This is a genomic window from Aeromonas media, from assembly GCF_000819985.1.
Taxonomy (GTDB): Bacteria; Pseudomonadota; Gammaproteobacteria; order Enterobacterales; family Aeromonadaceae; genus Aeromonas; species Aeromonas media.
The window spans coordinates 16,567-41,881 of sequence record NZ_CDBZ01000077.1; the positions used below are offsets into that span (position 1 = coordinate 16,567).

At 62.2% G+C, this 25,315-nt stretch carries 20 protein-coding genes; 11 read left to right on the forward strand and 9 right to left on the reverse strand.

The features are described from left to right. The first annotated feature begins 320 nt into the window (after positions 1 to 320). On the forward strand, positions 321 to 1,286 hold the full coding sequence (locus BN1127_RS06725) for a hypothetical protein (RefSeq protein ID WP_042648945.1): 966 nt from the start codon (positions 321 to 323) through the stop codon (positions 1,284 to 1,286). A gap of 41 nt (positions 1,287 to 1,327) precedes the next feature. After that, the gene (locus BN1127_RS06730) at positions 1,328 to 2,221 is read left to right on the forward strand and encodes a nuclease-related domain-containing protein (RefSeq protein ID WP_042648946.1); all 894 of its coding nucleotides are present in this window, start codon (positions 1,328 to 1,330) and stop codon (positions 2,219 to 2,221) included. Positions 2,222 to 2,280: 59 nt separating this feature from the next. On the opposite strand, the gene BN1127_RS06735 is transcribed toward BN1127_RS06730, so the two are convergent. Continuing rightward, positions 2,281 to 3,387 carry a DUF1615 domain-containing protein gene (locus tag BN1127_RS06735; protein WP_042648951.1) on the reverse strand — a complete coding sequence of 369 codons (1,107 nt, stop codon included), beginning with the start codon at positions 3,385 to 3,387 and terminating at the stop codon, positions 2,281 to 2,283. Between the two features lie 286 nt (positions 3,388 to 3,673). On the opposite strand from BN1127_RS06735, the gene BN1127_RS06740 reads away from it, so the two are divergent. Continuing rightward, complete coding sequence (locus tag BN1127_RS06740; RefSeq protein ID WP_005328087.1) at positions 3,674 to 4,762, forward strand: sterol desaturase family protein; 1,089 nt, start codon at positions 3,674 to 3,676, stop codon at positions 4,760 to 4,762. 57 nt (positions 4,763 to 4,819) lie between these two features. On the opposite strand, the gene leuA is transcribed toward BN1127_RS06740, so the two are convergent. The 4 genes from leuA to dapB all read right to left on the reverse strand — a co-directional run bounded on the left by leuA (position 4,820) and on the right by dapB (position 12,768). Then, positions 4,820 to 6,478 (reverse strand): 2-isopropylmalate synthase, encoded by a 1,659-nt coding sequence (gene leuA, locus BN1127_RS06745; RefSeq protein WP_041205987.1) that lies wholly within the window; start codon positions 6,476 to 6,478, stop codon positions 4,820 to 4,822. 431 nt (positions 6,479 to 6,909) lie between these two features. After that, positions 6,910 to 10,134, reverse strand: a complete 3,225-nt coding sequence (gene carB / locus BN1127_RS06750; protein ID WP_005328082.1) for a carbamoyl-phosphate synthase large subunit — start codon at positions 10,132 to 10,134, stop codon at positions 6,910 to 6,912. 16 nt (positions 10,135 to 10,150) lie between these two features. Continuing rightward, complete coding sequence (carA, locus tag BN1127_RS06755; RefSeq protein ID WP_041205988.1) at positions 10,151 to 11,287, reverse strand: glutamine-hydrolyzing carbamoyl-phosphate synthase small subunit; 1,137 nt, start codon at positions 11,285 to 11,287, stop codon at positions 10,151 to 10,153. Between the two features lie 668 nt (positions 11,288 to 11,955). Next, positions 11,956 to 12,768, reverse strand: coding sequence for a 4-hydroxy-tetrahydrodipicolinate reductase (dapB, locus tag BN1127_RS06760; protein ID WP_041206990.1), 813 nt, complete (start codon positions 12,766 to 12,768; stop codon positions 11,956 to 11,958). Positions 12,769 to 13,089: 321 nt separating this feature from the next. Here dapB and BN1127_RS06765 point away from each other — a divergent pair, with 321 nt between their 5' ends. The 4 genes from BN1127_RS06765 to serA all read left to right on the forward strand — a co-directional run bounded on the left by BN1127_RS06765 (position 13,090) and on the right by serA (position 17,578). After that, positions 13,090 to 14,436 carry a Na+/H+ antiporter NhaC family protein gene (locus BN1127_RS06765; RefSeq protein WP_005328073.1) on the forward strand — a complete coding sequence of 449 codons (1,347 nt, stop codon included), beginning with the start codon at positions 13,090 to 13,092 and terminating at the stop codon, positions 14,434 to 14,436. A gap of 234 nt (positions 14,437 to 14,670) precedes the next feature. After that, positions 14,671 to 15,267, forward strand: coding sequence for a 5-formyltetrahydrofolate cyclo-ligase (locus tag BN1127_RS06770; protein WP_005328071.1), 597 nt, complete (start codon positions 14,671 to 14,673; stop codon positions 15,265 to 15,267). A 171-nt stretch (positions 15,268 to 15,438) separates the two neighbouring features. Continuing rightward, positions 15,439 to 16,092 carry a ribose-5-phosphate isomerase RpiA gene (rpiA, locus tag BN1127_RS06775; protein WP_005328069.1) on the forward strand — a complete coding sequence of 218 codons (654 nt, stop codon included), beginning with the start codon at positions 15,439 to 15,441 and terminating at the stop codon, positions 16,090 to 16,092. A 253-nt stretch (positions 16,093 to 16,345) separates the two neighbouring features. Beyond that, complete coding sequence (gene serA / locus BN1127_RS06780) at positions 16,346 to 17,578, forward strand: phosphoglycerate dehydrogenase (protein WP_042648947.1); 1,233 nt, start codon at positions 16,346 to 16,348, stop codon at positions 17,576 to 17,578. 98 nt (positions 17,579 to 17,676) lie between these two features. Here serA and BN1127_RS06785 read toward each other — a convergent pair whose 3' ends face one another. After that, complete coding sequence (locus BN1127_RS06785; protein ID WP_005328065.1) at positions 17,677 to 18,057, reverse strand: diacylglycerol kinase; 381 nt, start codon at positions 18,055 to 18,057, stop codon at positions 17,677 to 17,679. Positions 18,058 to 18,197: 140 nt separating this feature from the next. On the opposite strand from BN1127_RS06785, the gene BN1127_RS06790 reads away from it, so the two are divergent. Next, positions 18,198 to 19,262: a 3-deoxy-7-phosphoheptulonate synthase gene (locus BN1127_RS06790; RefSeq protein ID WP_005328062.1), complete on the forward strand. Its 1,065-nt coding sequence runs from the start codon at positions 18,198 to 18,200 to the stop codon at positions 19,260 to 19,262. A gap of 207 nt (positions 19,263 to 19,469) precedes the next feature. Here BN1127_RS06790 and BN1127_RS06795 read toward each other — a convergent pair whose 3' ends face one another. From BN1127_RS06795 to BN1127_RS06805, 3 genes are all read right to left on the reverse strand, one after another. Beyond that, positions 19,470 to 20,255, reverse strand: coding sequence for an ATP-binding cassette domain-containing protein (locus tag BN1127_RS06795; RefSeq protein ID WP_005328061.1), 786 nt, complete (start codon positions 20,253 to 20,255; stop codon positions 19,470 to 19,472). Beyond that, on the reverse strand, positions 20,242 to 21,249 hold the full coding sequence (gene btuC / locus BN1127_RS06800; protein WP_005328058.1) for a vitamin B12 ABC transporter permease BtuC: 1,008 nt from the start codon (positions 21,247 to 21,249) through the stop codon (positions 20,242 to 20,244). The genes BN1127_RS06795 and btuC overlap by 14 nt, the downstream gene beginning before the upstream one ends. An 85-nt stretch (positions 21,250 to 21,334) precedes the next feature. Then, positions 21,335 to 22,066, reverse strand: a complete 732-nt coding sequence (locus BN1127_RS06805; protein ID WP_041205990.1) for a substrate-binding periplasmic protein — start codon at positions 22,064 to 22,066, stop codon at positions 21,335 to 21,337. 112 nt (positions 22,067 to 22,178) lie between these two features. On the opposite strand from BN1127_RS06805, the gene BN1127_RS06810 reads away from it, so the two are divergent. The 3 genes from BN1127_RS06810 (at position 22,179) to glgC (ending at position 25,272) form a co-directional block, all read left to right on the forward strand. Beyond that, positions 22,179 to 22,535, forward strand: a complete 357-nt coding sequence (locus BN1127_RS06810) for a DMT family protein (RefSeq protein ID WP_005328056.1) — start codon at positions 22,179 to 22,181, stop codon at positions 22,533 to 22,535. 54 nt (positions 22,536 to 22,589) lie between these two features. Continuing rightward, the gene (tapW, locus tag BN1127_RS06815) at positions 22,590 to 23,729 is read left to right on the forward strand and encodes a type IVa pilus ATPase TapW (protein WP_041205991.1); all 1,140 of its coding nucleotides are present in this window, start codon (positions 22,590 to 22,592) and stop codon (positions 23,727 to 23,729) included. A 271-nt stretch (positions 23,730 to 24,000) separates the two neighbouring features. Further along, on the forward strand, positions 24,001 to 25,272 hold the full coding sequence (glgC, locus tag BN1127_RS06820) for a glucose-1-phosphate adenylyltransferase (RefSeq protein WP_041205992.1): 1,272 nt from the start codon (positions 24,001 to 24,003) through the stop codon (positions 25,270 to 25,272). Positions 25,273 to 25,315 lie beyond the last annotated feature (43 nt).

The following is a 25,315-nucleotide window of genomic DNA, read 5'->3' on the forward strand; positions in this document are numbered from 1 at the left end:
GCATCCGTCATGACGGCCCGTAGGCCCGGTCTGGCTACCCCTCCCTGGTACCACCCCCATATGTTCCTGCGGGAGGCCCGTTATACACCCGGGGAACTGAACAATAAATTAATGTCTGCCATTTATGTGGATACACCGTCATCCGGCACCAGCAACCCGGTGCGCTGACGGCAAGGTGCTCTCGCCACAGGCGTCCCGTCCTGCGCCACAAAACGGCAAAGAATATAGTCAGTTGGCGCCGAGGTGGGCTGCCATGACGATGGAAAAACCGTTACAGTGTAAGGACTCCTCAGTGGACGAGGAGGTACACGGAGCTAGGTATGGTGCATCCCCCCTCTTCTCATTTTCATGCAGGCATACTGCTGCTGGCCGGGCTTTCACTCTGCAACCAGGCCGCTCACGCCAATGATGAGACCCTCATTCAACAGCGGGCCAACGCGGTGGTCTCGTTGATGAGCTTCACCGTGGTACCGGACATCACCGCCAGCAACCTGGACATCGGCAGCGGCACCAACGAGCAGTCGGCGCTGACCATCACCCAGCTCGGTGGCGGCGCCACCATGAGCGAGGGCTTTCCCATCTATCTCGAGGGCACCCTGGGGTACAGCCGCTACGATCCCCAGTTCGTGTTCACCGACGGCAACGAGACCCGCACCATCCCCGTCAAGTGGAACAGCCTGAGCGCCACCGGCGGCATAGGGTGGGATTTCAGCCTGCACCGCGACCGCTTTGGCGGCAACCTGGTGCTGCGCCCCATCGCCAACTTCACCCTGGGAACCGTGGCGAGCGACCTGCGCATCGGCGCCGCCCTGATCGAGAACAGGACGGGCAAGAATCTCGACTTCCTCGACGGCGGCACCCTCAACGTCTATGGCCTGGGGGGCTCCCTCATGCTGGACTATGAGCTGTTCTCCAAGTCCCAGGATATCGACGCCGAGCTGCGCTACTCCTACCAACAGTTGCAAAGCTTCTCCGGCACCGCCGACAGCGTCACCGGCAAGGCCAACGCAGAGAACCTCGGGCTCTACCTGCGTCGCCGGGCACCTCTCTTCACCTGGACCCTGCTGGATCGCCCGCTGCGCTACGTGCTGGAAGGTGCCAGAACCGAGTACCTGGGAGAGCAAAGAGGCCTGATCGGCTTCAACAGCCTCAACTCCCTCGGCCTCGGGATCGAGCTCGACAGCAGCAAATACAAGGTCTTCGTCACCCGTACCCGGCTGGTGGCCCGCTATATGTTCAGCCACAACACCAGCGGCTACTCCCTTGGGTTGGCGATGAGTTTCTAGCGATACCGTCACTTGAACAGTTGGCATCATGGAGGCATGAGATGGACTTGACCCCCGTCATTGCGCTGTTGCTCGGCCAGCTCTGGTATCTGCTGCCACTGCTGTTGATCGCGACGCTCGTCAAAAGCCCCTGGTTCAAGGGCATGATCGGGGAGTGGTTTATCAACGTCAGCATCCGGCTCTTTCTCGACCAGCGGGAATATCACCTGCTCAAAGATGTGACCCTGCCCATCCCCCAGGGCAGCACCCAGATCGACCATGTGCTCGTCTCCCGCTTCGGGATATTCGTGATTGAGACCAAGAACATGAAGGGCTGGATATTCGGCAATCCGGCCCAAAAGAACTGGACCCAGCAGATCTATCGCCGCAAGCACAGCTTCCAGAATCCCCTGCACCAGAACCATCTGCACATGATGACCCTCAAATCCCTGCTGGGGGTGGCGGATCATCAGCTCCACTCCGTCATCTACTTCATTGGCGACTGCACCTTCAAGACCCCCATGCCGGACAACGTGATGAACCGCGGGCTGATCCGCCATATCAAAGGAAAAACCACCCAGGTATTGGCCCCTGCCGAGGTCACGCAAGTGGTCGAGACCATCCAGCAAGGGCGGCTGGTGGCAAACTGGCAGACCCGCAGGCAGCATGTGGCCCAGCTGAAGGCGCGTCATGGCGAATCATCACGCAAGCCGTTTTCCACCAAGGCAGTGCCTGACGAAAAGGGCGCGGCGCTCTCCCCTGTCACCATCCAACAGCTCGGTGATCCGAGTCCGCCTTGCCCCAGATGTGGCAATGCCATGGTCTTGCGTACCGCCAGCCGGGGAGAAAACAGAGGCAACTCGTTTTGGGGATGTAGCGGATATCCAACATGCAAGGGAATAGTACCCCTTGCGAAGACTCGCCATGGTGCTGCGACACGGGACATCAGAGCCTGACCCCTCAGCAGGAACTGAAACAAGGGCGGCCACTTGGCCGCCCTTGTTGTCTCTGACTGTCAGCGAATGGTCGCCATTTTCCTGACGCAGGCCTGCTCCCTGTCATCCACCCGCTTGGCAAACCAGGCGGTGGTGAGGTTGCGGGTGATCTTGGGGCTTTTCAGCTGGATGCCGGGCAGCACGGCGCGGGGTTGCCGCTTGCCCGCCTGCTTGTCGGCCAGGGTGAAGACCCGATGATAGAGGTCGGTCTTGGCAAAATCGGCACTGTCCCCCTTGAGCAGGCTCTGGTGGATGGCCTGCTTGCTCATGTTGACGCGGCTGGCGATGCTGTGCACCGCGAGCTCGGTCTTGCCGGGCAGATCTGAGTCGTAGCGGACCAGATCCCCGTCCAGGGCCAGAGGCTTGCCGCTGACCCGGCTCACCGCGGCCTGGAAGGCGGCGTTGCGGCTCGCATACCAGCCCGCATTGAAGTCGGCGAAACGGTAGAGGGTGTCCGGGTAGTCGGCGGGATAACCGAAGATATGTTTGGTGCCAAACCAGATGCCGCCCCGGCGGGTGAACACCTCGTGGCGGATGGACTCCTTGACCGGATAAGGATAACCGCGGGCGTTGGCCTCGGCGAAGGCGATGCTGACCTGCATGGGGCCGCCGGTGCGCACCGGATTGAGGTTGCCAAACAGCTGCTTGCCCATGGGCACGGCCCCTATCATATCCTCGAAGATCTCGCTCATCTCCCGCTCGGTGCGAAGGGCATCGATGCGCGCGGCATAGCTCTTGCCAGTGGGAGACTTGATGGAGAGCGCCGTGCGCACCACGAATTCGGGGATCAGCAGCTTGGCGGCCCGGGCGTTGATCTCCTTCCAGGCTATCTTGCCAAGACCGGGCACCACGGGATCCGCCTGATAGGTGGCCTCCTGCTCCGCCACCGCCAGCACTGAGCAGACATTGTGATCGCTCACCGTCAGCCCCTGGGTGCTGAGCGCCGTCACCACATCGTTGGCCCAACCCGGCTTGTCCTGCACCTGGCGCGGCAGGAAGCGCACGATGCGGCTCTTCATGTCCGCGGGCTTGCGCGGCTGCATGGCTTTGGGCTGGTTGGCGATGACGGCCGCCTCCTCGACAGGAGCGGTCGGTTCACTGGCACAACCCGCCAGCAACACGGCCATCAGCAGCGGCAGGGGGATCAGGGCGCGCGCAGAAGAGACAACACGAGAAGGAGAGGCAAAACAGGGAGAGAATGTCATGAAGGCTTCCGATAGAGAGCGGGGGCCGGGCCCTCATTCATCACGGATGAAAGGCCCCGAACGCAAACAGGTGCCCATTGTAGAGGATTGGCTCGCCCGGCTAAAGCCTCCAACTCGAGCTTGGGCCAGCCCCGGGGAATAGGGAGCAGCGGCATGACGACAGGTGGCGTGAGCCTGTGCACAGGTCCCATCTGCCAAACCTCGAACAATGGCTTTTATTGATAGTCATTTCTATTTAGAATGCCGCCGACCGACACGCCCGCGGCATGGAGCCCATGGACAAGCTGACCCCCTCTTCGACCCCCTGCAGCGACTGCTGATCACCCCGCTCTGGCAGAGTCTGTCGGGGCTGTTCGATCTCAACGGGCGCCTGGGCTTTGTTTTCCTGCTGATCTCGGGCACCGTCGCCTACCTGCTCTATCTGCACCGCCGTCGCCAGGGAGATCCCGAAACCCGCAGCTTTCGCCACTTCCTGGGGGGCCGGGCCGTCTGGTTGCACCCCTCGGCCCTGCTCGATTACCAGTACTACCTGGTGCGCGCCCTGCTGCATGTGGCGGTGATCCTGCCTGTCCTGACCCTGCTCCACCCCTGGCTGCTGCAAACCGGGGACGTGCAATCGGCACTGACCCGGCTCTGGGGTGAGCGCCCGAGGTTCGCCGAGGCGAGCTGGCTGATGATGCTCTATGGCCTGGGGGTCTTCCTCATCAGCGACTTCGTCCATTACTGGCTGCACCGCGCCTTTCACAGCCGCTGGCTGTGGGAGTTTCACAAGGTACACCACAGCGCGACCGTGATGGTGCCGCCAACGGCGAGCCGCATCCACCTGGTGGAGAAGCTGTGCGAGATGCTGGTCAAGGGGAGCTGCCTCGCCCTCTACGGCGGCATCTTCCATTGGCTCTGTGGCGGCACAGTGCGCCCCTACACCCTGTTTGGCATCAGCTACCTGGTGCTCATCTTCAACGCCCTGGCCGCCAACCTGCGCCACACCCACATCTGGCTCTCCTTCGGCCCCAGGCTCGAACACCTGCTCAACAGCCCGGCCCAGCACCAGATCCATCACAGCCGGGATCCCCGCCACTTCAACCACAACTTCGGCACCAATCTCTCCCTCTGGGACTGGTGGTTCGGCACCCTCTATGTGACCAGCAGCCAGCCCGAGCCGCTCTCCTTCGGGGTGGGCCCGAGAGACAACGAACGCTACAGCCGGTTAAGTGCCCTGATCCTGCGCCCCTTCCTGGTGACGGTGCGCAAGATCTGGCGTGCCCTGCCCCGCCCCCGCAAGCCGCTGGTGGATTGAGCAAGGCCCATAAGCACAACGCCACCCTGAGGTGGCGTTGTTGTTGGCGGACATGGCTCAGGCGCTTTGGCGCAGGGCGCGGATCTGGGCGGCGCCGTTGATCACCGCCTGCAGGGAGGCGTTGACCACGTCACGGCCGATGGCCACCCCGCACATGCGGGTGCCGTCGACACTCAGCAGCACATAGGCGGCGGCGCGGGATTCGGTACCGGCGCTGAGGGCATGTTCGGAGTAGTCGAGCACATCTATGTGCATGCCGGTCTGGCGCTCCCAGCCGTTGACCAGGGCCGTGATGGCCCCCTCCCCCTCACCACAGAGCTGCAAGCTGCCGTCCGGGGTCTGCAGCTCGAGACGCAGGGTCTCCTGACTGTCGTGACCGAGCTGAAAACGACCGATACGATAACCGTGCAGCGGCTCGAGGTAGTGCTGCTCGAACAGCGCGCGGATCTGCTCCGGGCTGATTTCGCTGCAGCTCGCCTCGGCCTGCGCCTGAACCCGGCGGCTGAAGTCGATCTGCAGCCAGCGCGGCAGTTGCAGGCCGAGGTCGCGCTCCAGCAGATAGGTGACCCCTCCCTTGCCGGACTGGCTGTTGATGCGGATCACCGCCTCGTAGCTGCGACCAAGATCGGCAGGATCGATCGGCAGATAGGCCACGTCCCAGTAGGCATCAGGCTTCTCGGCCGCCAGGGATTTGCGGATGGCGTCCTGGTGGCTGCCGGAGAACGCCGTGTAGACCAGCTCGCCGGCATAGGGGTGGCGCGGGTGCAGGGCAATCTGGGTGCAGGCCCCCACGGTCGCGACGATGGCGTCCATGTCAGAGAGATCCAGCTCGGGATCGATGCCCTGGCTGTAGAGGTTCATGGCCATGGTGACGATATCCATGTTGCCGGTACGCTCGCCGTTGCCAAGCAAGGTGCCCTCGATGCGATCGGCCCCCGCCAGCACCGCCAGCTCGGCCGCCGCCACCCCGCAGCCCCGATCGTTGTGGGTGTGAATGGAGATGCTCACCTCGGGGCGCGCCCTGAGGTGGCGGCAGAACCACTCCACCTGATCCGCGAACATGTTGGGGGTGCTCACCTCCACGGTGGCGGGGAGGTTGAGGATCATGGGGCGGGAGGCCGATCGCCACTCGTCGATGACGGCGTCGCACACCTCCACCGCGAACTCCACCTCTGTGCTGCTGAAGCTCTCGGGGGAGTACTGGAAGCTCCACTCGGTGCCTGGGTTGCGGGCCGCGTATTCCCGTACCCAGCGCGCCCCCTGCACGGCGATGGCCTTGACCCCTTCCCGCCCGGTGTTGAACACATAGTTGCGCTGGGTCGGGTTGACCGAGTTGTACACATGAACGATGGCCCGCTTCGCCCCCTTGAGGGACTCGAAGGTACGGGCGATGAGATCTTCCCGGGCCTGCACCAGCACCTGGATGGTGACATCGTCCGGAATGAGATTGCGCTCGATGAGTTCGCGCACGAAGTCAAAGTCCGGCTGGGAGGCGGCCGGGAAGCCCACCTCGATATGCTTGAAGCCGACATGGGTCATCAGCGCCCACATCTGCAGCTTCTGGGCCACCGTCATGGGTTCGACCAGCGCCTGGTTGCCGTCCCGCAGATCCACGGCGCACCAGAGCGGCGCGCGCTCAAGCACCCGGTTGGGCCATTGCCTGTCCGCCAACGCAATGACGGGGGCCGGGCGGTATTTGCGATGATCGAAGCTCATATTCAGATTCCCTTGGCAGATATGCTGAGGCGCCAGGCGACCGGGCAGGTAACAGAGGGTGCAAGGAGGGGGAGCGGACTGACGCGATAACGCTGGCCCTGATCCTCTCGCAACCCTCTGGCACTGAATGCTTGCCGGTGCGGACGACCTTGTTTGCTCACGCATGTGATGAGAAACCAGTATAGGGAGGCGTTCGGGGTGAGTGATTGCGAAGATTGTTGTCAATGGCACAAAATAGGCAATTTATGATTGCATTAAGCCAATTTAAGGGGGTTTATCACCCTTGCTTCTCGCTGTTTACGCCACCCCGTGCATGAGGAGCCGATGCGCCCGGGATCCGCCGCCCCCGCCAAAAGAAACACCCCGCCATCGCTGGCGGGGTGTTGTCAGGCTTGCATCCAGGGCCGTAAGCCACCCTGGCCGCGCGCACCTTAGCGGTGCTTGACCCTGTGGTGCAGCTCCTGCACCGAGTTCACGTTGGCGGTGGCATCGACGCTGATAGCCATGCAGGTGGCGAAGGCCGCGTGCAGCGTGGTGGTGTAGGCCACCTTGTGCTGCAGGGCGCCGCGGCGCAGCTGCTTGGAATCCTGAATCGCCTGACGGCCCTCGGCGGTGTTGACGATGTAGGTGTACTCGCCATTCTTGATGCGATCCAGAATGTGCGGACGGCCTTCATGCACCTTGTTCACCAGACGCGGGTTGATGCTCGCTTCCCCCAGGGTCACGGCAGTGCCGTGGGTGGCGTCGAGCTCATAGCCCAGCTCCAGCAATTTGGCGGCCAGGTTCACCACCCGCTCCTTGTCGCCGTGACGCACGGAGAGCAGGGCGCGACCTTCGCTCGGCACCTGGTGACCGGCACCCAGCTGGGCCTTGGCGTAAGCCTCGGCAAAGCTGCTGCCCACCCCCATCACCTCGCCAGTGGAGCGCATTTCCGGCCCCAGCAGCGGGTCGACACCCGGGAACTTGGCAAACGGCAGCACCACTTCTTTGACCGAGTAGTAGGGCGGGATGATCTCGGTGGTGAAACCTTGCTCCTGCAGGCTCTGACCGGCCATAACCCGGGCGGCGATCTTCGCCAGCGGCGCACCGGTGGCCTTGGAGACGAAGGGCACGGTACGGGCGGCACGGGGGTTCACCTCGATGAGGTAGATCTCGTTGTCCTTCACCGCGAACTGCACGTTCATCAGGCCGACCACGCCGAGCTCCAGCGCCAGCTTGCGCACCTGCTCACGCATCTCGTCCTGGATGGCCTTGGACAGGGTGTAGGGCGGCAGGGAGCAGGCGGAGTCACCGGAGTGGATACCGGCCTGCTCGATGTGCTCCATGATGCCGCCGATGACCACGTCAACGCCGTCACAGATGGCGTCCACGTCCACCTCGGTGGCGTCGTCCAGGAAGCGGTCCAGCAGCACCGGCGACTCGTTGGAGACACTCACGGCCTCCGCGAAGTAGCGACGCAGATCCTGCTCGTCATAGACGATTTCCATGGCGCGGCCACCCAGCACGTAGGAGGGGCGAACCACCAGCGGGTAGGTGATGCGGGCGGCGACCTGCACAGCCTGCTCCAGCGCAGTGACGGTGCCATTTTCCGGCTGCTTGAGGCCAAGGCGCTCGACGGCGGACTGGAAGCGCTCGCGGTCTTCGGCACGGTCGATGGCATCCGGGCTGGTGCCGATGACAGGCACGCCGTTCGCTTCCAGGGCACGGGCAAGCTTGAGCGGAGTCTGACCGCCGTACTGGACGATGACGCCTTTCGGGTTTTCGACGCGCACGATTTCCAGCACGTCTTCCAGGGTCACCGGCTCGAAGTAGAGACGGTCGGAGGTGTCGTAATCGGTGGAGACGGTCTCCGGGTTGCAGTTGACCATGATGGTCTCGTAACCGTCTTCGCGCAGGGCCAGGGCCGCGTGCACACAGCAGTAGTCGAACTCGATGCCCTGACCGATGCGGTTCGGGCCGCCGCCGATGATCATGATCTTGTCGCGATTGGTCGGCGCCGCTTCGCACTCCTCGTCATAGCTGGAGTACATGTAGGCGGTGTTGGTGGCGAACTCGGCGGCGCAGGTATCGACCCGCTTGTAGACCGGGAAGATGTTGTGGCGGGCACGGGCCTTGCGTACCTCGCCCTCGGCCACGCCGAGGATCTTGGCCAGACGGGCGTCGGCGAAGCCCTTGCGCTTCAGGGTGCGCAGGAAGTCGGCGTCCAGGCCGGCCATGCCGCGCTCTTTCACCTGCTCTTCCAGCTTCACCAGCTCTTCAATCTGCACCAGGAACCAGGGGTCAATCTTGGTCAGCTTGAAGATGCCGTCCATGGAGAGACCGGCGCGGAACGCATCGGCGATGTACCAGATCCGGTCGCAACCGGCATCCTGCAGCTCGTGGCGGATGCGGGTCAGAGAGTCGGGGGTATTGAGATCCACCATGGGGTCGAAGCCGGTCTTGCCGGTCTCGAGGCTGCGCAGGGCCTTGTGCAGGGACTCCTGGAAGTTGCGGCCAATGGCCATCACTTCACCCACGGACTTCATCTGGGTGGTGAGACGGTCGTTGGCACCGGCAAACTTCTCGAAGTTGAAGCGCGGGATCTTGGTGACCACGTAGTCAATCGCCGGCTCGAAGGAGGCCGGGGTGCGACCGCCGGTGATGTCGTTCATCAGCTCGTCCAGGGTGTAACCGATGGCGAGCTTGGCGGCGATCTTGGCGATGGGGAAACCGGTCGCCTTGGAGGCGAGCGCGGAGGAGCGGGACACCCGCGGGTTCATCTCGATGATGACCATGCGGCCATCTTTGGGATTGATGCCGAACTGGACGTTGGAGCCGCCGGTCTCGACGCCGATCTCGCGCAGCACCGCCATGGAGGCGTTGCGCATTAGCTGGTACTCCTTGTCGGTCAGCGTCTGGGCTGGCGCGACCGTGATGGAGTCACCGGTGTGGATGCCCATGGGGTCAAAGTTTTCGATGGCGCAGACGATGATGCAGTTGTCGTTGCGATCCCGCACCACTTCCATCTCGTACTCTTTCCAGCCGATCAGGGACTCATCGATGAGCAGCTCCTTGGTCGGGGAGAGATCCAGGCCGCGCTCGCAGATCTCGACGAACTCTTCGGTGTTGTAGGCGATGCCGCCACCGGAGCCACCCATGGTGAAGGAGGGACGGATGATGCAGGGGAAGCCGACCATCTGCTGCACCTTCCACGCCTCTTCCATGTTGTGGGCGATGCCGGCGCGCGGGCACTCCAGGCCGATGCTCTTCATGGCGATGTCGAAGCGACGACGATCTTCCGCCTTGTCGATGGCATCGGCGGTGGCACCTATCATCTCCACACCGAACTCGGCCAGCACGCCGTGCTTCTCCAGATCCAGCGCGCAGTTGAGCGCGGTCTGGCCACCCATGGTGGGCAGCACCGCATCCGGACGCTCTTTCTTGATGATCTCGCGCACCACTTCCCAGGTGATGGGCTCGATGTAGGTGGCGTCCGCCATCTCGGGGTCGGTCATGATGGTGGCCGGGTTGGAGTTCACCAGGATGACGCGGTATCCCTCCTCGCGCAGAGCCTTGCAGGCCTGGGCGCCGGAGTAGTCGAATTCGCAGGCCTGACCGATGACGATGGGGCCGGCGCCGAGGATCAGGATGCTCTGTAGGTCGTTACGTTTTGGCATGGCTCTCTTTATCCTCTTAGGCGCGATACTGCTTAATCAATTCAATAAAGTGGTCGAACAGACCGGCACAGTCGTGGGGGCCCGGGCTCGCTTCGGGGTGACCCTGGAAGCTGAAGGCTGGACGATCGGTGCGATGTATGCCCTGCAGGGAGCCGTCGAACAGGGAGACGTGAGTGGCACGCAGGCACTCCGGCAGGCTGTTCTCGTCCACCGCAAACCCGTGGTTCTGGGCGGTGATCATGACGGTGTTGTCGTCCAGGCTCTTCACCGGGTGGTTGGCACCGTGGTGACCGAACTTCATCTTGACTGTCTTGGCGCCGGAGGCCAGACCCAGCAGCTGGTGACCCAGGCAGATGCCGAACACCGGGGTGTTGGTCCCAAGGAAGGCCTTGATGGCCTCGATGGCGTAGTCGCACGGCTCGGGGTCACCGGGGCCGTTGGAGAGGAAGATGCCATCCGGGTTCATCGCCAGCACCTCGGCGGCCGGGGTCTTGGCCGGCACTACTGTCAGGCGGCAGCCGCGGTCCACCAGCATGCGCAGGATGTTGCGCTTGACGCCAAAGTCGTAGGCCACCACGTGGTACTTGAGCTCATCGGCCGCCGGGGTGACGTGCCCCTTGCCGAGCTGCCAGCTGCCTTCAGTCCAGCTGTAGGATTCGCTGACGGTCACTTCCTTGGCCAGGTCCATCCCCTTCAGACCGGGGAAGGCGCGGGCCTGGCTCAGTGCATGGGCTTCATCGAGCTGCTTGCCGGCCAGGATGCAACCGGCCTGGGCACCCTTCTCCCGCAGGATGCGGGTCAGTTTGCGGGTGTCGATGTCGGCGATGCCAACGATGTTGTGAGACTTGAGGTAATCGGAGAGGGATTGCTGATTGCGGAAATTGGAGGCAAGTATCGGAAGGTCCCGGATGATCAATCCCTGCGCGTGGATTTGACTGGACTCTTCATCTTCGCTGTTGGTGCCGGTGTTGCCTATATGGGGGTAAGTGAGGGTGACTATCTGACGGGAATAAGAGGGATCGGTGAGGATTTCCTGATAGCCCGTCATCGACGTATTGAAAACCACTTCACCAACGGAACATCCCTCGGCGCCTATCGACACGCCTTTGAACACAGTTCCATCTTCCAGCACTAGCAATGCAGTGTGATTCAAGACAACCTCCAGTTATTTAGCTTTAAATTCAGCAATTTACCTGGGTGTTGCGGGTCCGGACGCTGTTTGAAACAGGGCTCAAACCCGGCAGATTTCTGGCAAATTGGGCGCATTCTACTTAAAAACGATCTCATTTCAACGTCTTTTCTCGTTTGAAATGCATCTAAATTCAATAAACAAGCAACATTACCCATTATCTATGCACTGAGGTGCTTTGCAACCCCCTCCCCAAAAAGAAAAGCCAAAACCCGAAACAAAAGCACACACCCATGCCACCCAGCAGACAAAAAACGATATTTTATCGTTAATAAACAGACAAGTACGAATTTAAAAAACAAACAACTCAAGCCAAAAAGTGCCATTTGGCGATAGAAAACTGACTACTAAAAATAGAAAACGTTTTTCTTTGATTGCATTTTTAGTCTGTTTGACCGGATGTGAAAAAAGCGGGCTGCAGGGAAAATTGAGACCCAATCCCGTTACCCTCTGATGACATTTTTGTCGCAGGAGTGTGGCGCAGAAATAGGAAGGGGGAGATTTAGGCTGGTTCACCACAAAAGCGGTGCTTAATGCTCATTTTTACAAAAACCATAAACAAGACCCCGGCGAGCCGGGGTCTGACAACCAGAGTGAGGAGAGGAGAGCCCTGGTCAGGCTCCCGCTACACCCTATTTGAGGTCGAGTACGTCCTGCATGTCGTAGAGACCCGCCCCCTGCTGGCCGAGCCACTTGCCTGCCCGCACGGCGCCATTGGCAAACGTCAGGCGGCTCGAAGCCTTGTGGCTTATCTCCACCCGCTCGCCGATGTCGGCAAACATGACGGTGTGCTCCCCCACCAGATCTCCGGCGCGGATGGTGGCAAAGCCGATGGTGTTGCGATCCCGCTCGCCGGTGATCCCCTCGCGGCCATAGACGGCGCACTCTTTGAGATCCCGGCCCAGGGTTTTCGCCACCACTTCCCCCATGGAGAGCGCGGTGCCGGATGGCGCATCCACCTTGTGTCTATGGTGCCCCTCGATGATCTCGATGTCGGTGTACTCCCCCATCACCTTGGCGGCCTGTTCCAGCAGCTTGAACACCAGGTTGACGCCGACCGAGTAGTTGGACGCGAACACGATGCCGATCTGCTTGCCCGCCTCGTGCAGCGCGGCCTTGCCTGCGTCGTCGAAGCCGGTGGTGCCTATCACCATCTGCTTGCCGTGGGCCAGGGCGAAGGCCAGGTTGGCCAGGGTCACCTCGGGACGGGTAAAGTCGATGATGAGATCAAACTCATCGCGCACCTTGTCCAGGCTGTCGCTGATGACGACCCCAAGCCGACCCAGGCCATTGAGTTCACCCGCATCCAGGCCTATCACGGCAGAGCCAGGTCGCTCCAGCGCCGCACCGACCACCACGCCCTCGGCGTTGGTGATGGCCTCCAGCAGCACCTTGCCCATACGACCATTACAGCCCATCACGGCCACACGGATCGGATTGTCCATCTCCACCCTCTCATCTCTTTATTTTGGAAAGAGACCGTTTTACCAGCCCGCGCCGGCTTTGAAAAGCCCTCCGTGGCCGTCGTCTCGGCGCCGCCATATCAACAATAAATATCGTAAAAGTCCGAATAATTGACGGATTTAATCAGCACATCAGAATCACAAAAGAAAAAGACTTATCCATCTGGACGTCTATCTTGACCGAATGCCCCCGACTCACTATTGTGAGCCCCCCATAGCGGCAGGATGCCTACCCTGTGTCCGAGCATACCCGGGCCAACACAGGCTGCGACAGGAGGTCATTGTTCAAGTTTCGAGGAACACATGATCCAGACCCAACCCAGTGCCAGAGCCCTGCTGCCCCTTCTGGTCTTTCTTGCTCTCTTCATCGGTACCGGCACCTGGCTGACCCTGCAGGGGGTCGAGTTTGCCTTCTACCAGTTGCCCGCCCCCGTGGCCGCCCTGCCCGCCGTCATGCTGGCGCTGATGCTGGGCAAGGAGGGCTTCAACAAGAACCTTGAAACCTTCTTCAAGGGGGTGGGTGACAGCAACATCATGGCCATGTGCCTCATCTATCTGCTGGCGGGCGCCTTCGCCACCGTGGCCAAGGCCACCGGCGGGGTGGATGCCACCGTCGCCCTCGGCCTCTCCCTGATCCCGGGCTGGTTCCTGCTGCCGGGGCTCTTCCTCATCTCCGCCTTCATTGCCACCGCCATGGGCACCTCCATGGGCACCATAGGGGCAGTGGCACCCGTAGCCCTCGGCGTCGCCCAGGCCACCGGCATAGACCCCGTACTGATGGCGGGCACCATTCTCTCCGGCGCCATGTTCGGCGACAACCTCTCCATCATCTCGGACACCACCATAGCGGCGACCCGCAGCCAGGGCTGCGAGATGAAGGACAAGTTCCGCGAGAACGTCAAGATTGCCGCCCCCGCCGCCGTGCTGGTGATCCTGCTCTACCTGCTGCTGGGCTCCACCGGTGAGGCCCCCGCCGCCAACGCCAGCGCTGACCTGCTCAAGGTGATGCCCTACCTGCTGATCCTGGTGCTGGCGCTCGGTGGCATGAACGTCTTCGTGGTGCTCGGCCTTGGCATCCTGGCCGCCGGTGGCGTTGGGCTTGTCGGAGGCTATCCCCTCGGCCAGTTCAGCAAGGACATCTATCAGGGCTTCACCAGCATGCAGGAGATCTTCCTGCTCTCCATGCTGATCGGCGGCCTCGGCGCCCTGATGGAGCGCCAGGGGGGGCTGGCCTGGATCAGCGCACGCATCGCGGCCCTGATCGCCCGCTTCACCCGTGCCCACGACGGTGAGCAAAACGAGAAGGCGGCCGAGCTCGGCATCGCCGGTGTGGTCGGGCTCACCAACCTCTGTACCGCCAACAATACGGTTGCCATCATAGTGGCGAGCAAGGTGGCCCGGGACCTGGCAGAGCAGCACGGGGTCACCCCGCGCCGCGCCGCCTCGATGCTGGACATCTTCTCCTGCGTGGTACAAGGCCTCATCCCCTGGGGTGCCCAGGCGCTGCTGCTCGGCTCCATCTTCGCCCTCTCGCCGCTCTCGGTCGTGAGCATGAGCTTCTACCCCATGGCGCTGGCCCTGGCCGCCCTCGTCGCCGTCTTTATCAAGCATCAGGTGCGCGGCGGCGCCGATCATCGACAAGTCGCCTGATCATCACCTTCTACCACTCAGACCTGGGGCTGGCCGCCATAGTCGCGGCGTTCGTCAAGCACCAACTGCGCACGGCGACCGAGCCCTCTCCCCAGAGCTGAATCAGGGCCCTCGCTGGCCGGGGACTATCCCGTCGTCCCCGGCCAGATCCCGGCACCGTCCCTTCCCCGCTTTTCATCCCGATGGCCCCTTGTTAAGGTAACCCAGCCCTTTAGTTCCACCACAGGAGCCCCCATGTCCGATACCCAGCCCGAACGCCAAAGCCTGCGCCAGCTCATCCGCCAGCGCAGAAAGAGCCTGAGTCAGGCCGAGCAGCAGGCGGCGGCCCAGCAACTGGTCACGCGCTTCCAGGAACACCCCGAGATCCAGGGGGCCAGACGCATCGCCCTCTACCTGGCCAATGACGGCGAGCTCGATCCCCTGCCCGCCATTCACTGGCTCTGGAGCCAGCGCAAGGAGGTCTACCTGCCGGTGCTGCACCCCTTCACCCCGGGTCACCTGCTCTTCTTGCGCTACACCGCCACCAGCCCCATGACCCGCAACCGCTATGGCATCGCCGAGCCCGAGCTCGATGTGCAGCAGGTGCTACCCCACAGCATGCTGGATCTCATCTGCACCCCGCTGGTGGCCTTCGATGCCGAGGGCAACCGGCTCGGCATGGGAGGCGGCTATTACGATCGCACCCTGGCCTGCTGGCACGAGCACGGGCTGGGTCCAAGGCCGCTGGGTCTTGCCCACGACTGCCAGCAGGTGGAGTCAGTGCCCCAGGCGCAGTGGGACGTGCCGCTTCCCCAGATCATCACCCCCGCCCGCTGCTGGCGCTTCTCCTAGCAAGTTTTGCCCTGCTGCCGGGGGGCTGACCCCTCTTCCCCCTCCCCTTGGCTCAATAAACAGGCAAACGATTTACATCTTGGGGCTTTTTGCCCCGGAACGTGACCGCCATGGTCGCTCTGGGCAGGATGCTTGGATATAATGCGCCCGCTTTTTCCATAAGGATCCATCATGACTCAAGATGAAATGAAGAAGGCGGCCGGTTGGGCTGCGCTCAAATACGTGGTACCCGGCACCATAGTCGGGGTGGGCACCGGCTCTACCGTCAATCACTTCATCGACGCACTGGCGACCATGAAGGACGAGATCAAGGGCGCGGTATCGAGCTCCATCGCCTCTACCGAGCGCCTCAAGGGGTTCGGCATCCCGGTGTTTGATCTCAACGACATCGATGCCCTCTCCGTCTACGTGGATGGCGCCGACGAGATCAACGGAACCCGCGACATGATCAAGGGGGGCGGCGCCGCCCTGACCCGCGAGAAGATAGTCGCGGCCGTGGCCGACCAGTTCATCTGCATCATCGACAACACCAAGACAGTCGAGGTGCTGGGCCAGTTCCCGCTGCCGGTGGAGGTGATCCCCATGGCCCGTGAATACGTGGCCCGCGAGATCAGGAAGCTTGGTGGCAACCCGGTGTGGCGTGAGGGTGTGGTGACCGACAACGGCAACATCATCCTGGACGTCAAGGGCATGGCCATCACCGATGCCAAAGGGCTGGAAGTGCAGCTCAACGCCATCGTGGGCGTGGTCACCAACGGCCTGTTCGCCCATCGCGGCGCCGACGTGGTATTGATTGGCACGCCAGAGGGCGTGGTCACGCAATAAGGCTGACCGCGGGAGGGCTCGCGGGGTCACCAGACCCCCATTATTGCCCCCGCGAATGGACAACGGCGCCTGATGGCGCCGTTTCTATTTATCCCTCAATGGCTTGTAGCAACATCGCTGCAAAAAACGTTGATAACTTCAAAGAATTTGACTTTCGTCACAAATATTCCCTCTCCCAAACGTTTTTGCTACTTTACGGTTTTCTTCACACCGCAAGCCTGAACGCATTTTTCAAAACAATAGAGGGAACGTCATGACAGCCAAGTTTTCGCTGGACAAGGATAAGATCAAGGTACTGCTGCTGGAGGGAGTGCATCCCAACACGGTGGAGACCTTTCGGGCAGCCGGCTACACCAATGTTGAGTATCTGAAGACCTCCCTGTCGGAAGAGGAGCTGGTCGAACGTATTCGTGACGTGCATTTCGTGGGCCTGCGTTCACGCACCCAGATCACCGAGAAGGTGCTGGATGCCGCCGGCAAGCTGGTGGCCATCGGCTGCTTCTGCATCGGCACCAACCAGGTCTCCCTGGATGCCGCCCACGTGCGCGGCATTCCCGTCTTCAACGCCCCCTTCTCCAACACCCGCTCCGTGGCCGAACTGGTGCTCGGGGAGATACTGCTGCTGCTGCGCGGCATCCCCGAGAAGAACGCCAAGTGCCATCGCGGCGTCTGGGAGAAGCTCGCCAACCGCAGCGTCGAAGCTCGCGGCAAGAAGCTCGGCATCATAGGCTACGGCCACATCGGTACCCAGCTTGGCATCATCGCTGAGATGATCGGCATGAAGGTCTACTACTACGACATCGAGAACAAGCTCTCTCTGGGCAACGCCATCCAGGTGCCGAACCTGGTGGAGCTGCTCAACATGTCTGACGTCATCAGCCTGCACGTGCCGGAGACCGCCTCCACCAAGGATCTCATCGGCGCCGAGCAGCTGCGCATGATGAAACCGGGCGCCATCTTCATCAACGCCTCCCGCGGTACCGTAGTGGACATCGATGCCCTGGCCGACGTCATCAAGAGCGGTCACCTCTCCGGCGCCGCCATCGACGTCTTCCCGAGCGAGCCCAAGTCCAACGACGAGGAGTTCCTGACCCCGCTGCGCGGCCTGGACAACGTCATCCTGACCCCCCATATCGGCGGTTCCACCCAGGAAGCCCAGGAGAACATAGGTCTGGAAGTGGCCAACAAGCTGGTCAAGTATTCAGACAACGGCTCCACCCTCTCCGCCGTCAACTTCCCGGAAGTCTCCCTGCCGGGCCACAAGGGCTCCAGCCGCCTGCTGCACATCCACCGCAACCAGCCCGGCGTGATGAACCAGATCAACCAGATCTTCGCCGACGAGGGGATCAACATCGCCGGTCAATACCTGCAGACCAGCAGCGAGATCGGCTATGTGGTGATCGACGTGGAAACCGAGCACAGCGAGAAGGCGCTCTCCCGTCTCAAGGAGATCAACGGCACCATACGTGCCCGGATCCTGCACTGATGCCCTGAGCCCGGCGCCAGGCGCCAGGCGCCAGGCCAGCAAAAAGCCCGTCTCGATGACGGGCTTTTTTATGTCAGGAGAAAGGTTGCTCTCGCAACCTACCACCAACCCAGCAGATTGCGGCCAATCAGGGCGCCCCACACCAGGGCATTGAGGGCCAGGGCGATAAAGACGGCGGCGGAGCCGAGATCCTTGGCGCGCCCCGACAGCTCGTGATGCTCGGAGCCGATGCGATCCACCACCGCCTCGATGGCGGAGTTGAGCACCTCGACGATCACCACCAGCCAGCTGATGCAGATGAGCAGCAGGATTTCGTTGAGGGAGTTGCCGAGCCAGCCTGCCAGCGGCATCAGAGCCAAGACGAGCACCAGCTCCTGGCGGAAGGCCGCCTCGTTAATCCAGGCCGACTTGAGACCCTTCATGCTGTAACCGGTTGCGTTGATGATGCGGGTAACCCCGGTCGCGCCTGGCTTTGCCACGATAACTACCTCATTTGAAATGGCTTTTAGGCTCACATCCTATCAGAGCCGCCCAAGGTTTCCATCGGGAGAGTTTTGCTTTATTTTATTCCCTTGCATTTCGGCATCCCGCCCCCTTATTCACTCGAGAATTGAGTCGTATGTCCATTCACACCGATGAATTGCGCACCCGTCGCCTGGAGTCCCTGATCACTCCGAGCGAGCTGGCGCACGCCTTCCCGTTAAACGACACCGTCGCCCAGAACCTGCTGGATGCCCGCCACGATGTAGAAGCCATTCTGGCCGGTGAGGATCAGCGTCTGCTGGTCATCGTCGGCCCCTGCTCCATCCACGACCCGGCCGCCGCCCGCGAATACGCCCAGCGCCTGAACACCCTGCGCGAGCAATACAAAGAGAGCCTGTGCATAGTGATGCGCACCTACTTCGAGAAGCCGCGCACCATAGTGGGCTGGAAGGGGCTCATCAACGATCCGCGCCTCGACGGCAGTTTCGATGTGAACGAGGGGCTGAAGCTGGCCCGCCAGCTGCTGGTGGACATCAACGAGATGGGCATGCCCACCGCCACAGAGTTCCTCGACATGGTGACCGGCCAGTACATCAGCGACCTCATCACCTGGGGCGCCATAGGCGCACGCACCACAGAATCCCAGGTGCACCGCGAGATGGCCTCCGCCCTCTCCTGCCCGGTGGGCTTCAAGAACGGCACCGACGGCAACACCCGCATCGCCATCGACGCGGTGCGCGCCGCCCGCCACAGCCACATCTTCTATTCCCCGGACAAGGACGGCAAGATGACCATCTACCGCACCGCCGGCAACCCCTATGGCCACGTGATCCTGCGCGGCGGCCACAGACCCAACTACGACACCGCTAGCATAGACGAGGCCTGTGAGGCCCTGGCCGACGTGGGCCTGCCCGAGCGGCTGGTGGTGGACTTCAGCCACGGCAACAGCATGAAGGATCACCGTCGTCAGCTGCAGGTGGCTCAGGATATCTGTGATCAGCTGCGCCGCGGCCGCACCGGCATCGCCGGCATCATGGCCGAGAGCTTCCTGGTGGAAGGGCGGCAGGACGTGGAGAACGGCTGCGCCGTCACCTTTGGCCAGAGCATCACGGATGCCTGCCTGTCGTGGGCCGACACCGAGACCCTGCTGGCCATGCTGGCCGAAGCGGCCCAGGTGCGGCTGGACAAGCAGAAAGCCTGAGCAACCGCTCAACGCTCTATCTACCAATTTAAAGAGCTAGGCATCACGGATGCCTAGCTCTTTTCATTTCCACAGTGACTCACCCGCCCCCTTGGCTTCACTCAGCCTCTGCAGGTTATCAATGCTGTATCCGTAGTATACGGAGCGGCTCCCTTCTCCCACTTAGTTTAAAAGAATGGAAGAAGGGCTGGGGATGAGGGGGCAGCCTCACAGGCTCGGCATAAACCAGACCCGACCAGCCGCCTCGACGCGATCCGTCTTGATCTGGAACACCCGCTCCAGCAAGGCTTCGTCGATGACATCGACGCCCCCCTCGCTCACCACCCGACCCTGTTGCAGGCAGAGGATGCGATCCGCCCAGTCGATGGCCAGGTTGATGTCGTGGATGGCGATCACCACCAGCAGGCCTTGCCGGGCCAGGCGCTTGAGCAGCCGCAGCAGGGCCAGCTGATGGTGCAGATCCAGTCCCGCCAGGGGCTCGTCCAGCAGCAGCACCCGCCCATCGGTGTTGAGACCTGGCCAAAGTTGCAGCAGGGTGCGGGCAATCAGCACCCGCTGCTGCTCACCGCCGGAGAGGCGGCTGAAGTCCCGCGCCAGCAGGGCATCGAGCTCCAGCGCGGCGCAGATCTCGGCCACCGCCCTCCCCTGTGCCTCGGGCAACCCCTCCTCATCCAGTCCCAGACTCAACACCTGGAACACCGGAATATGGAACAGCTGGGGCTGGCGCTGGGGCAGCATGGCGCGGCGCCTGGCAAGCTCGGGCCAGCTCAGATCGGTGAGCACTTCGCCACCCAGCAGCACGGCGCCGTCGGCGGGCAGAATGCCGGCCAGGGCGCCGAGCAGAGTCGACTTGCCGCTGCCGTTGGGGCCGAGCAGCGCCACCAGCTGGCCCCCCGCCCAGGCAAGATCCAGGGGGGAGAGCCGCGCGGGGATCCCGAGGGCCCGCGCCTCCAGCAGCCAGAGGGGATCGGGGGAGGACTTAACGGGAGACATCGGCATCTTGCCTCAGCAGCAGGTAGATAAAGAGCGGCGCTCCCACCGAGGCGGTGATGACGCCGATGGGCAGCTCACCGGCCTGAAGGGCCGAACGCGCCACCAGATCGGCACCGAGCAGCAGGGCGCCGCCTCCGAGCGCCGAGGCGGGCAGCAGGAAGCGCTGATCGCTGCCGCCGCACAGCCGTAGCAGGTGAGGCACCACCAGGCCGACGAAGCCGATGACACCGCACAGGGACACCGCGACCCCGGTGAGCAGGCAGACCGCCAGCACCAGCCGCACCCGCATGCGGTCCACGTTCATCCCCATCAGCCGGGCCTGGGTCTCCCCCAACAGCAGCTGTTGCAGTGCCCGGCCCTGCCAGCAGAGCCAGCCCAGGGTCAGCGGCAGCACCAGCCACCACCAGGCGAGCTGCTGGCTGCCATAGGAGAGGCTGCCCATCATCCAGAACATGAATTCCCGCAGGGAGCCGTCGTCGGCAAAATACATCAGCCAGGTCATGGCCGCATTGGTGAGAATGCCGATGGCCACCCCGAACAGCAGCAACCGGGTGTGGCCGAGCCGGGCCCGGCGTGCCAGGTGGATGAGCAACATGGTGACCACCAGGGCGCCGCCGAAGGATGCCAGGGACAACCCCCAGCCCGGCAGGTAGATGCCGAGGGACTTGGCTACCGCCATCGCCACCATGGCGGCGAGACCCGCCCCGCTCGAGACGCCGAGCAGGCCGGGCTCGGCCACAGGGTTATGCAGCATCACCTGCAACACGGCGCCACCACAGGCGAGCGCCGCCCCCGCCAGCAGGGCCAGCAGGGCGCGCGGCAGGCGCAGCTCCAGCAAGATGCGCAGCTCCAGCTCCCCCAGAGGCTGCCAGGGCAGCAGCACGAACTCCCCCAGGGCAAGGGAGAGCAGAAACAGGGACAGCACGAGCAGCGACAGGGCGATCAGCCAACGGCGCTGCCAGCGCTGCTGACGATGGATGAGAGCGAGATACACGCGGGATCCCCGAAATGAGACAGCTGCCGCCCCGACCCGGGGCCAGCAGGAAAGCTGCATGATAACAGCGCGTTACCACCCAAGGTCAAGGCTGGTAAGGCTTGGCCAGCGTCGCGACCTCGCCGCTCTCCACCATGGCCTGCAACGCCTGCGCCAGCACAGGCCCGAGCGCATGATGGGGTGAGTGCTTGCTCATGCCCAGATAGAGCACCACGGGATGAGGCGGGCGGTAGTCCGCCTTCATGAGGCTGGCGTCGTTGCGCTGGCTCAGGGCGTAATCCACCTGGCAGTCGGTGCCTATCATCAGGGACAGATGGCCCCGCTCCACCATGCGCAGCAACTGATCCTCGGTCGGCACCCCATGCTTGTCGAGCTGGCTGTCATCATCGAAGGGGGCGAAATAGGCGGAGTTGAGCACATAGCCTATCTCTCGGCCGCGCAGATCAGCGTAGGTTTTCAGGGGGGCCACCGCCGCCGCCTTGCCGTAGAACGCCGGCCGGCACTGGTAATAGGGTGGTTGCAGGTAATCGATGAAGGCCGCCCGCTCTCGCGTATGGGCCAATCCTATCATCAAGTCCGCCTGACCGGTCTGCATCTGTTTGAGTGCCCGTCCCCAGGGCACCCGCTTGAGGGTGAGCGCGATGCCGCTGCGAGCCTGCAGCTGGTGCAGAATGTCGATATCCAGACCATGAAACTCGTCGTCTTGTGCGAGCATGCGAAACGGGGGCCAGACATCAGTTACCACCGTCAGGGTTGGCGCCCCTTGCACCCAGCAGGCAAACAACAGACCAAGCACTCCCCAGCTTGTCTTGCCCATCCAGTTTCAACCTTTTGTTGCCACATCCTTGTGGCATAAAAATACCCTCAAGCCCCACTTATGGAAACCCGGGAAGTCGAGATAAAATGCATTGATTTCAAAGGAGAACCTAATGAACCCTATCATGACCAGTATCGGTCTGCTGATCTGCAGCAACGTCTTCATGACCTTCGCCTGGTATGCCCATCTCAAGAGCATGAACCACAAGCCCTGGATCATCGCCGCCCTGGTGAGTTGGGGTATCGCCCTGTTCGAGTACCTGCTGCAGGTGCCCGCCAACCGTATCGGCCACACCGTGCTGACAGTCGGTCAGCTCAAGATCCTGCAGGAGGTGATCACCCTCACCGTGTTCGTCCCCTTCTCCATCTTCTATCTGAAGGAAGACCTGAAGTGGGACTACCTCTGGGCGGGCCTGTGCATCCTGGGCGCGGTGTTTTTTGTGTTTCGCGAGAAACTGACCGGTGCCTGAGGCTGTACACTAAAGCACATTGATCCCCCATCCCTTTGAGTGACGAGGCAACACATGGAATTGCGAGACATGCTACAGATCCTGGCCAAGCAGGATGGCTCCGACCTCTATCTCTCCACCGGGGCCCCCCCCTGCGCCAAGTTCAATGGCGCCCTGCGCCCCTTGAACGAGATGCCGCTCGAGCCGGGCGAAGTGGCCAGGATCGCCGCTGATCTCATGGACTCGGAGCAGAAGCAGCAGTTCGAGAAAGAGCTGGAGATGAACCTCGCCATCTCCCTGCCCCAGATAGGCCGTTTTCGGGTCAACATCTTCAAGCAGCGCAATGAAGTCTCTCTGGTGGCGCGCAACATCAAGACCGAGATACCCCGTTTCGAGGATCTCAAACTCCCCCCGGTGCTGCTCGACACCATCATGGAGAAGCGCGGCCTGGTGCTCTTCGTCGGCGGCACCGGCTCGGGCAAGTCCACCTCGCTGGCGGCCCTCATCGACCATCGCAACCGCAACAGCGGTGGTCACATCATCACCATCGAGGATCCGGTGGAGTTCGTCCATCGCCACCGCAAGAGCATCATCAACCAGCGGGAGGTGGGGGTGGACACCCGCAGCTTCCATGCGGCCCTGAAGAACACCCTGCGCCAGGCACCGGACGTCATCCTCATCGGTGAGATCCGTGACCGGGAGACCATGGAGCATGCGCTGGCCTTCTCGGAGACCGGGCATCTGGCCATCTCCACCCTGCACGCCAACAACGCCAACCAGGCGCTGGACCGCATCATCAACTTCTTCCCCGAGGAGCGCAGGCCCCAGCTGCTCAACGATCTTGGCAACAACCTCAAGGCCTTCGTCTCCCAGCGGCTGGTGAAGACCACCGAGGGCGGCCGCCGGGCGGCGGTGGAGGTCATGATCGGCACTCACACCATTCGCGATCTCATCAAGCGCGGCGAGTTTGGCGGCCTCAAGGATATCATGGAGAAATCCAGGGCCCTTGGCATGGTCACCTTCGACAGCACCCTGTTCGATCTGGTGGTGGAGGGGGTGATCGACGAAGAGGAGGCAGTCAAGAACGCCGATTCCCAGAACAACCTGCGCCTCAAGATCAAGCTGTGGAAGGAAAAGGGGCAGATAGGCAACAGTGCGGAGGCCAGCGGCTGGAGCCTGGAGCCCAGCAAGGATGAGAACAACGATATCTTCTAGTCAGGCGCGACCCCTCCCCCGCTGAGCACACAGCCGCCCTCGCGGCTGTGTGCTCAATGACCGCGCGGCCGATGCCTCTCCTCTGCACTCACCTCTTTGCCCTTCATCCGGCCACAGGGTGAGCCATCCCCCCGAAGCAATGACGCTCGCCACATAAATGACAAAAAAATCAACTTAAGCCCCAACCCTGCCATCAATGTGGTTGAAAACCCTTTCAAACGGACCTCAAAAGAGGCACCATTGATGAGGTATATCAATAAAGGGGTATTCAATGTTGTTACAACCAGCCAACACAGCAAGGTCCAGACAGTTATTGAACGAGACCATGGCGTTGGTGTTAGCCGGGGGGCGAGGCAGTCGGCTCCAGCAGTTGACGGACAACAGGGCAAAACCGGCCGTGCATTTTGGCGGCAAGTTCCGCATCATCGACTTCGTCCTCTCCAACTGCATCAACTCAGGGATCCGCCGGATCGGCGTGGTCACCCAGTACAAATCCCACAGTCTGCTGCGTCACCTGCAATCAGGCTGGTCCTTCCTGCGCTACCAGATGAACGAATTCATCGAACTGCTGCCGGCCCAGCAGCGCATTGACGAAGTCAGCTGGTATCGCGGCACCGCCGATGCGGTCTACCAGAACATGGACATCATTCGCGAGCACGGCCCCAAATACGTGGTGGTGCTGGCGGGCGATCACATCTACAAGATGGATTACGCCGCCATGCTGCTCGATCACGTCAACCTGGGCAGCCGGGTGACCGTGGCCTGCATCGAGGTGCCGCGCCGCGAGGCCCGCGCCTTTGGCGTGATGGCGGTGGATGAGAGCCGCAAGATCAACGCCTTCGTCGAAAAACCCGCCGACCCGCCCGCCATGCCGGGCAAGCCCGACACCGCGCTGGCCTCCATGGGGGTCTACATCTTCGACGCCGACTACCTCTACCAACTGCTGGAAGAGGATCTCGCCAACGAGCAGTCCCACCACGACTTTGGCATGGACGTGATCCCGCGGGTGGTCAAGGAGGGTACCGCCTATGCCCATCCGTTCAGCCTCTCCTGCGTCGGCTGCTGCCCGCAGAAGCGTCCCTACTGGCGCGACGTGGGCACGGTGGACTCCTTCTGGGAGGCGAACATGGATCTCGCCTCGGTGACGCCCGAGCTCGACATCTACGATCAGGACTGGCCCATCTGGACCAGTCAGAGGATGACGGCCCCCGCCAAGTTCGTGCAGGATCAAAACGGCCAGCACGGCATGACCATCAACTCCCTGTTCGCCGGTGGCACCATCGTCAGCGGCTCCTTCATCGTCAGCTCTGTGCTGTTCACCAACGTGCGGATCGACTCCTTCTGCACCCTGGATCAGGCGGTGATCTTCCCCGGGGTCGAGATCGGGGCCGGCTGCCGGTTGCGCCGGGTGGTGATCGACAAGGGCTGCACCCTGCCGGAAGGCCTGGTGGTGGGCGAAAATGCCGATGAGGATGCCCGCCGCTTCTACCGCTCCGAGCAGGGCATAGTGCTGGTCACCCAGGAGATGCTGGCCAGGCTGTGACGACCCGGATGAGCCCTCCCCACCAAGACAGCAAGACAGCAAG

Bases quoted from the DNA above. Each gene is read 5' to 3' on its own strand.
- BN1127_RS06770 (WP_005328071.1), top strand. From the start codon at position 14,671: ATGTCCGATACCCAGCCCGAACGCCAAAGCCTGCGCCAGCTCATCCGC.
- tapW (WP_041205991.1), top strand. From the start codon at position 22,590: ATGGAATTGCGAGACATGCTACAGATCCTGGCCAAGCAGGATGGCTCC.
- BN1127_RS06730 (WP_042648946.1), top strand. From the start codon at position 1,328: ATGGACTTGACCCCCGTCATTGCGCTGTTGCTCGGCCAGCTCTGGTAT.
- serA (WP_042648947.1), top strand. From the start codon at position 16,346: ATGACAGCCAAGTTTTCGCTGGACAAGGATAAGATCAAGGTACTGCTG.
- BN1127_RS06790 (WP_005328062.1), top strand. From the start codon at position 18,198: ATGTCCATTCACACCGATGAATTGCGCACCCGTCGCCTGGAGTCCCTG.
- BN1127_RS06805 (WP_041205990.1), bottom strand. From the start codon at position 22,066: ATGGGCAAGACAAGCTGGGGAGTGCTTGGTCTGTTGTTTGCCTGCTGG.
- carB (WP_005328082.1), bottom strand. From the start codon at position 10,134: ATGCCAAAACGTAACGACCTACAGAGCATCCTGATCCTCGGCGCCGGC.
- BN1127_RS06735 (WP_042648951.1), bottom strand. From the start codon at position 3,387: ATGGCCGTGTTGCTGGCGGGTTGTGCCAGTGAACCGACCGCTCCTGTC.
- BN1127_RS06740 (WP_005328087.1), top strand. From the start codon at position 3,674: ATGGCTTTTATTGATAGTCATTTCTATTTAGAATGCCGCCGACCGACA.
- BN1127_RS06765 (WP_005328073.1), top strand. From the start codon at position 13,090: ATGATCCAGACCCAACCCAGTGCCAGAGCCCTGCTGCCCCTTCTGGTC.
- glgC (WP_041205992.1), top strand. From the start codon at position 24,001: ATGTTGTTACAACCAGCCAACACAGCAAGGTCCAGACAGTTATTGAAC.
- rpiA (WP_005328069.1), top strand. From the start codon at position 15,439: ATGACTCAAGATGAAATGAAGAAGGCGGCCGGTTGGGCTGCGCTCAAA.
- BN1127_RS06795 (WP_005328061.1), bottom strand. From the start codon at position 20,255: ATGTCTCCCGTTAAGTCCTCCCCCGATCCCCTCTGGCTGCTGGAGGCG.
- BN1127_RS06810 (WP_005328056.1), top strand. From the start codon at position 22,179: ATGAACCCTATCATGACCAGTATCGGTCTGCTGATCTGCAGCAACGTC.
- leuA (WP_041205987.1), bottom strand. From the start codon at position 6,478: ATGAGCTTCGATCATCGCAAATACCGCCCGGCCCCCGTCATTGCGTTG.
- dapB (WP_041206990.1), bottom strand. From the start codon at position 12,768: ATGGACAATCCGATCCGTGTGGCCGTGATGGGCTGTAATGGTCGTATG.
- BN1127_RS06725 (WP_042648945.1), top strand. From the start codon at position 321: ATGGTGCATCCCCCCTCTTCTCATTTTCATGCAGGCATACTGCTGCTG.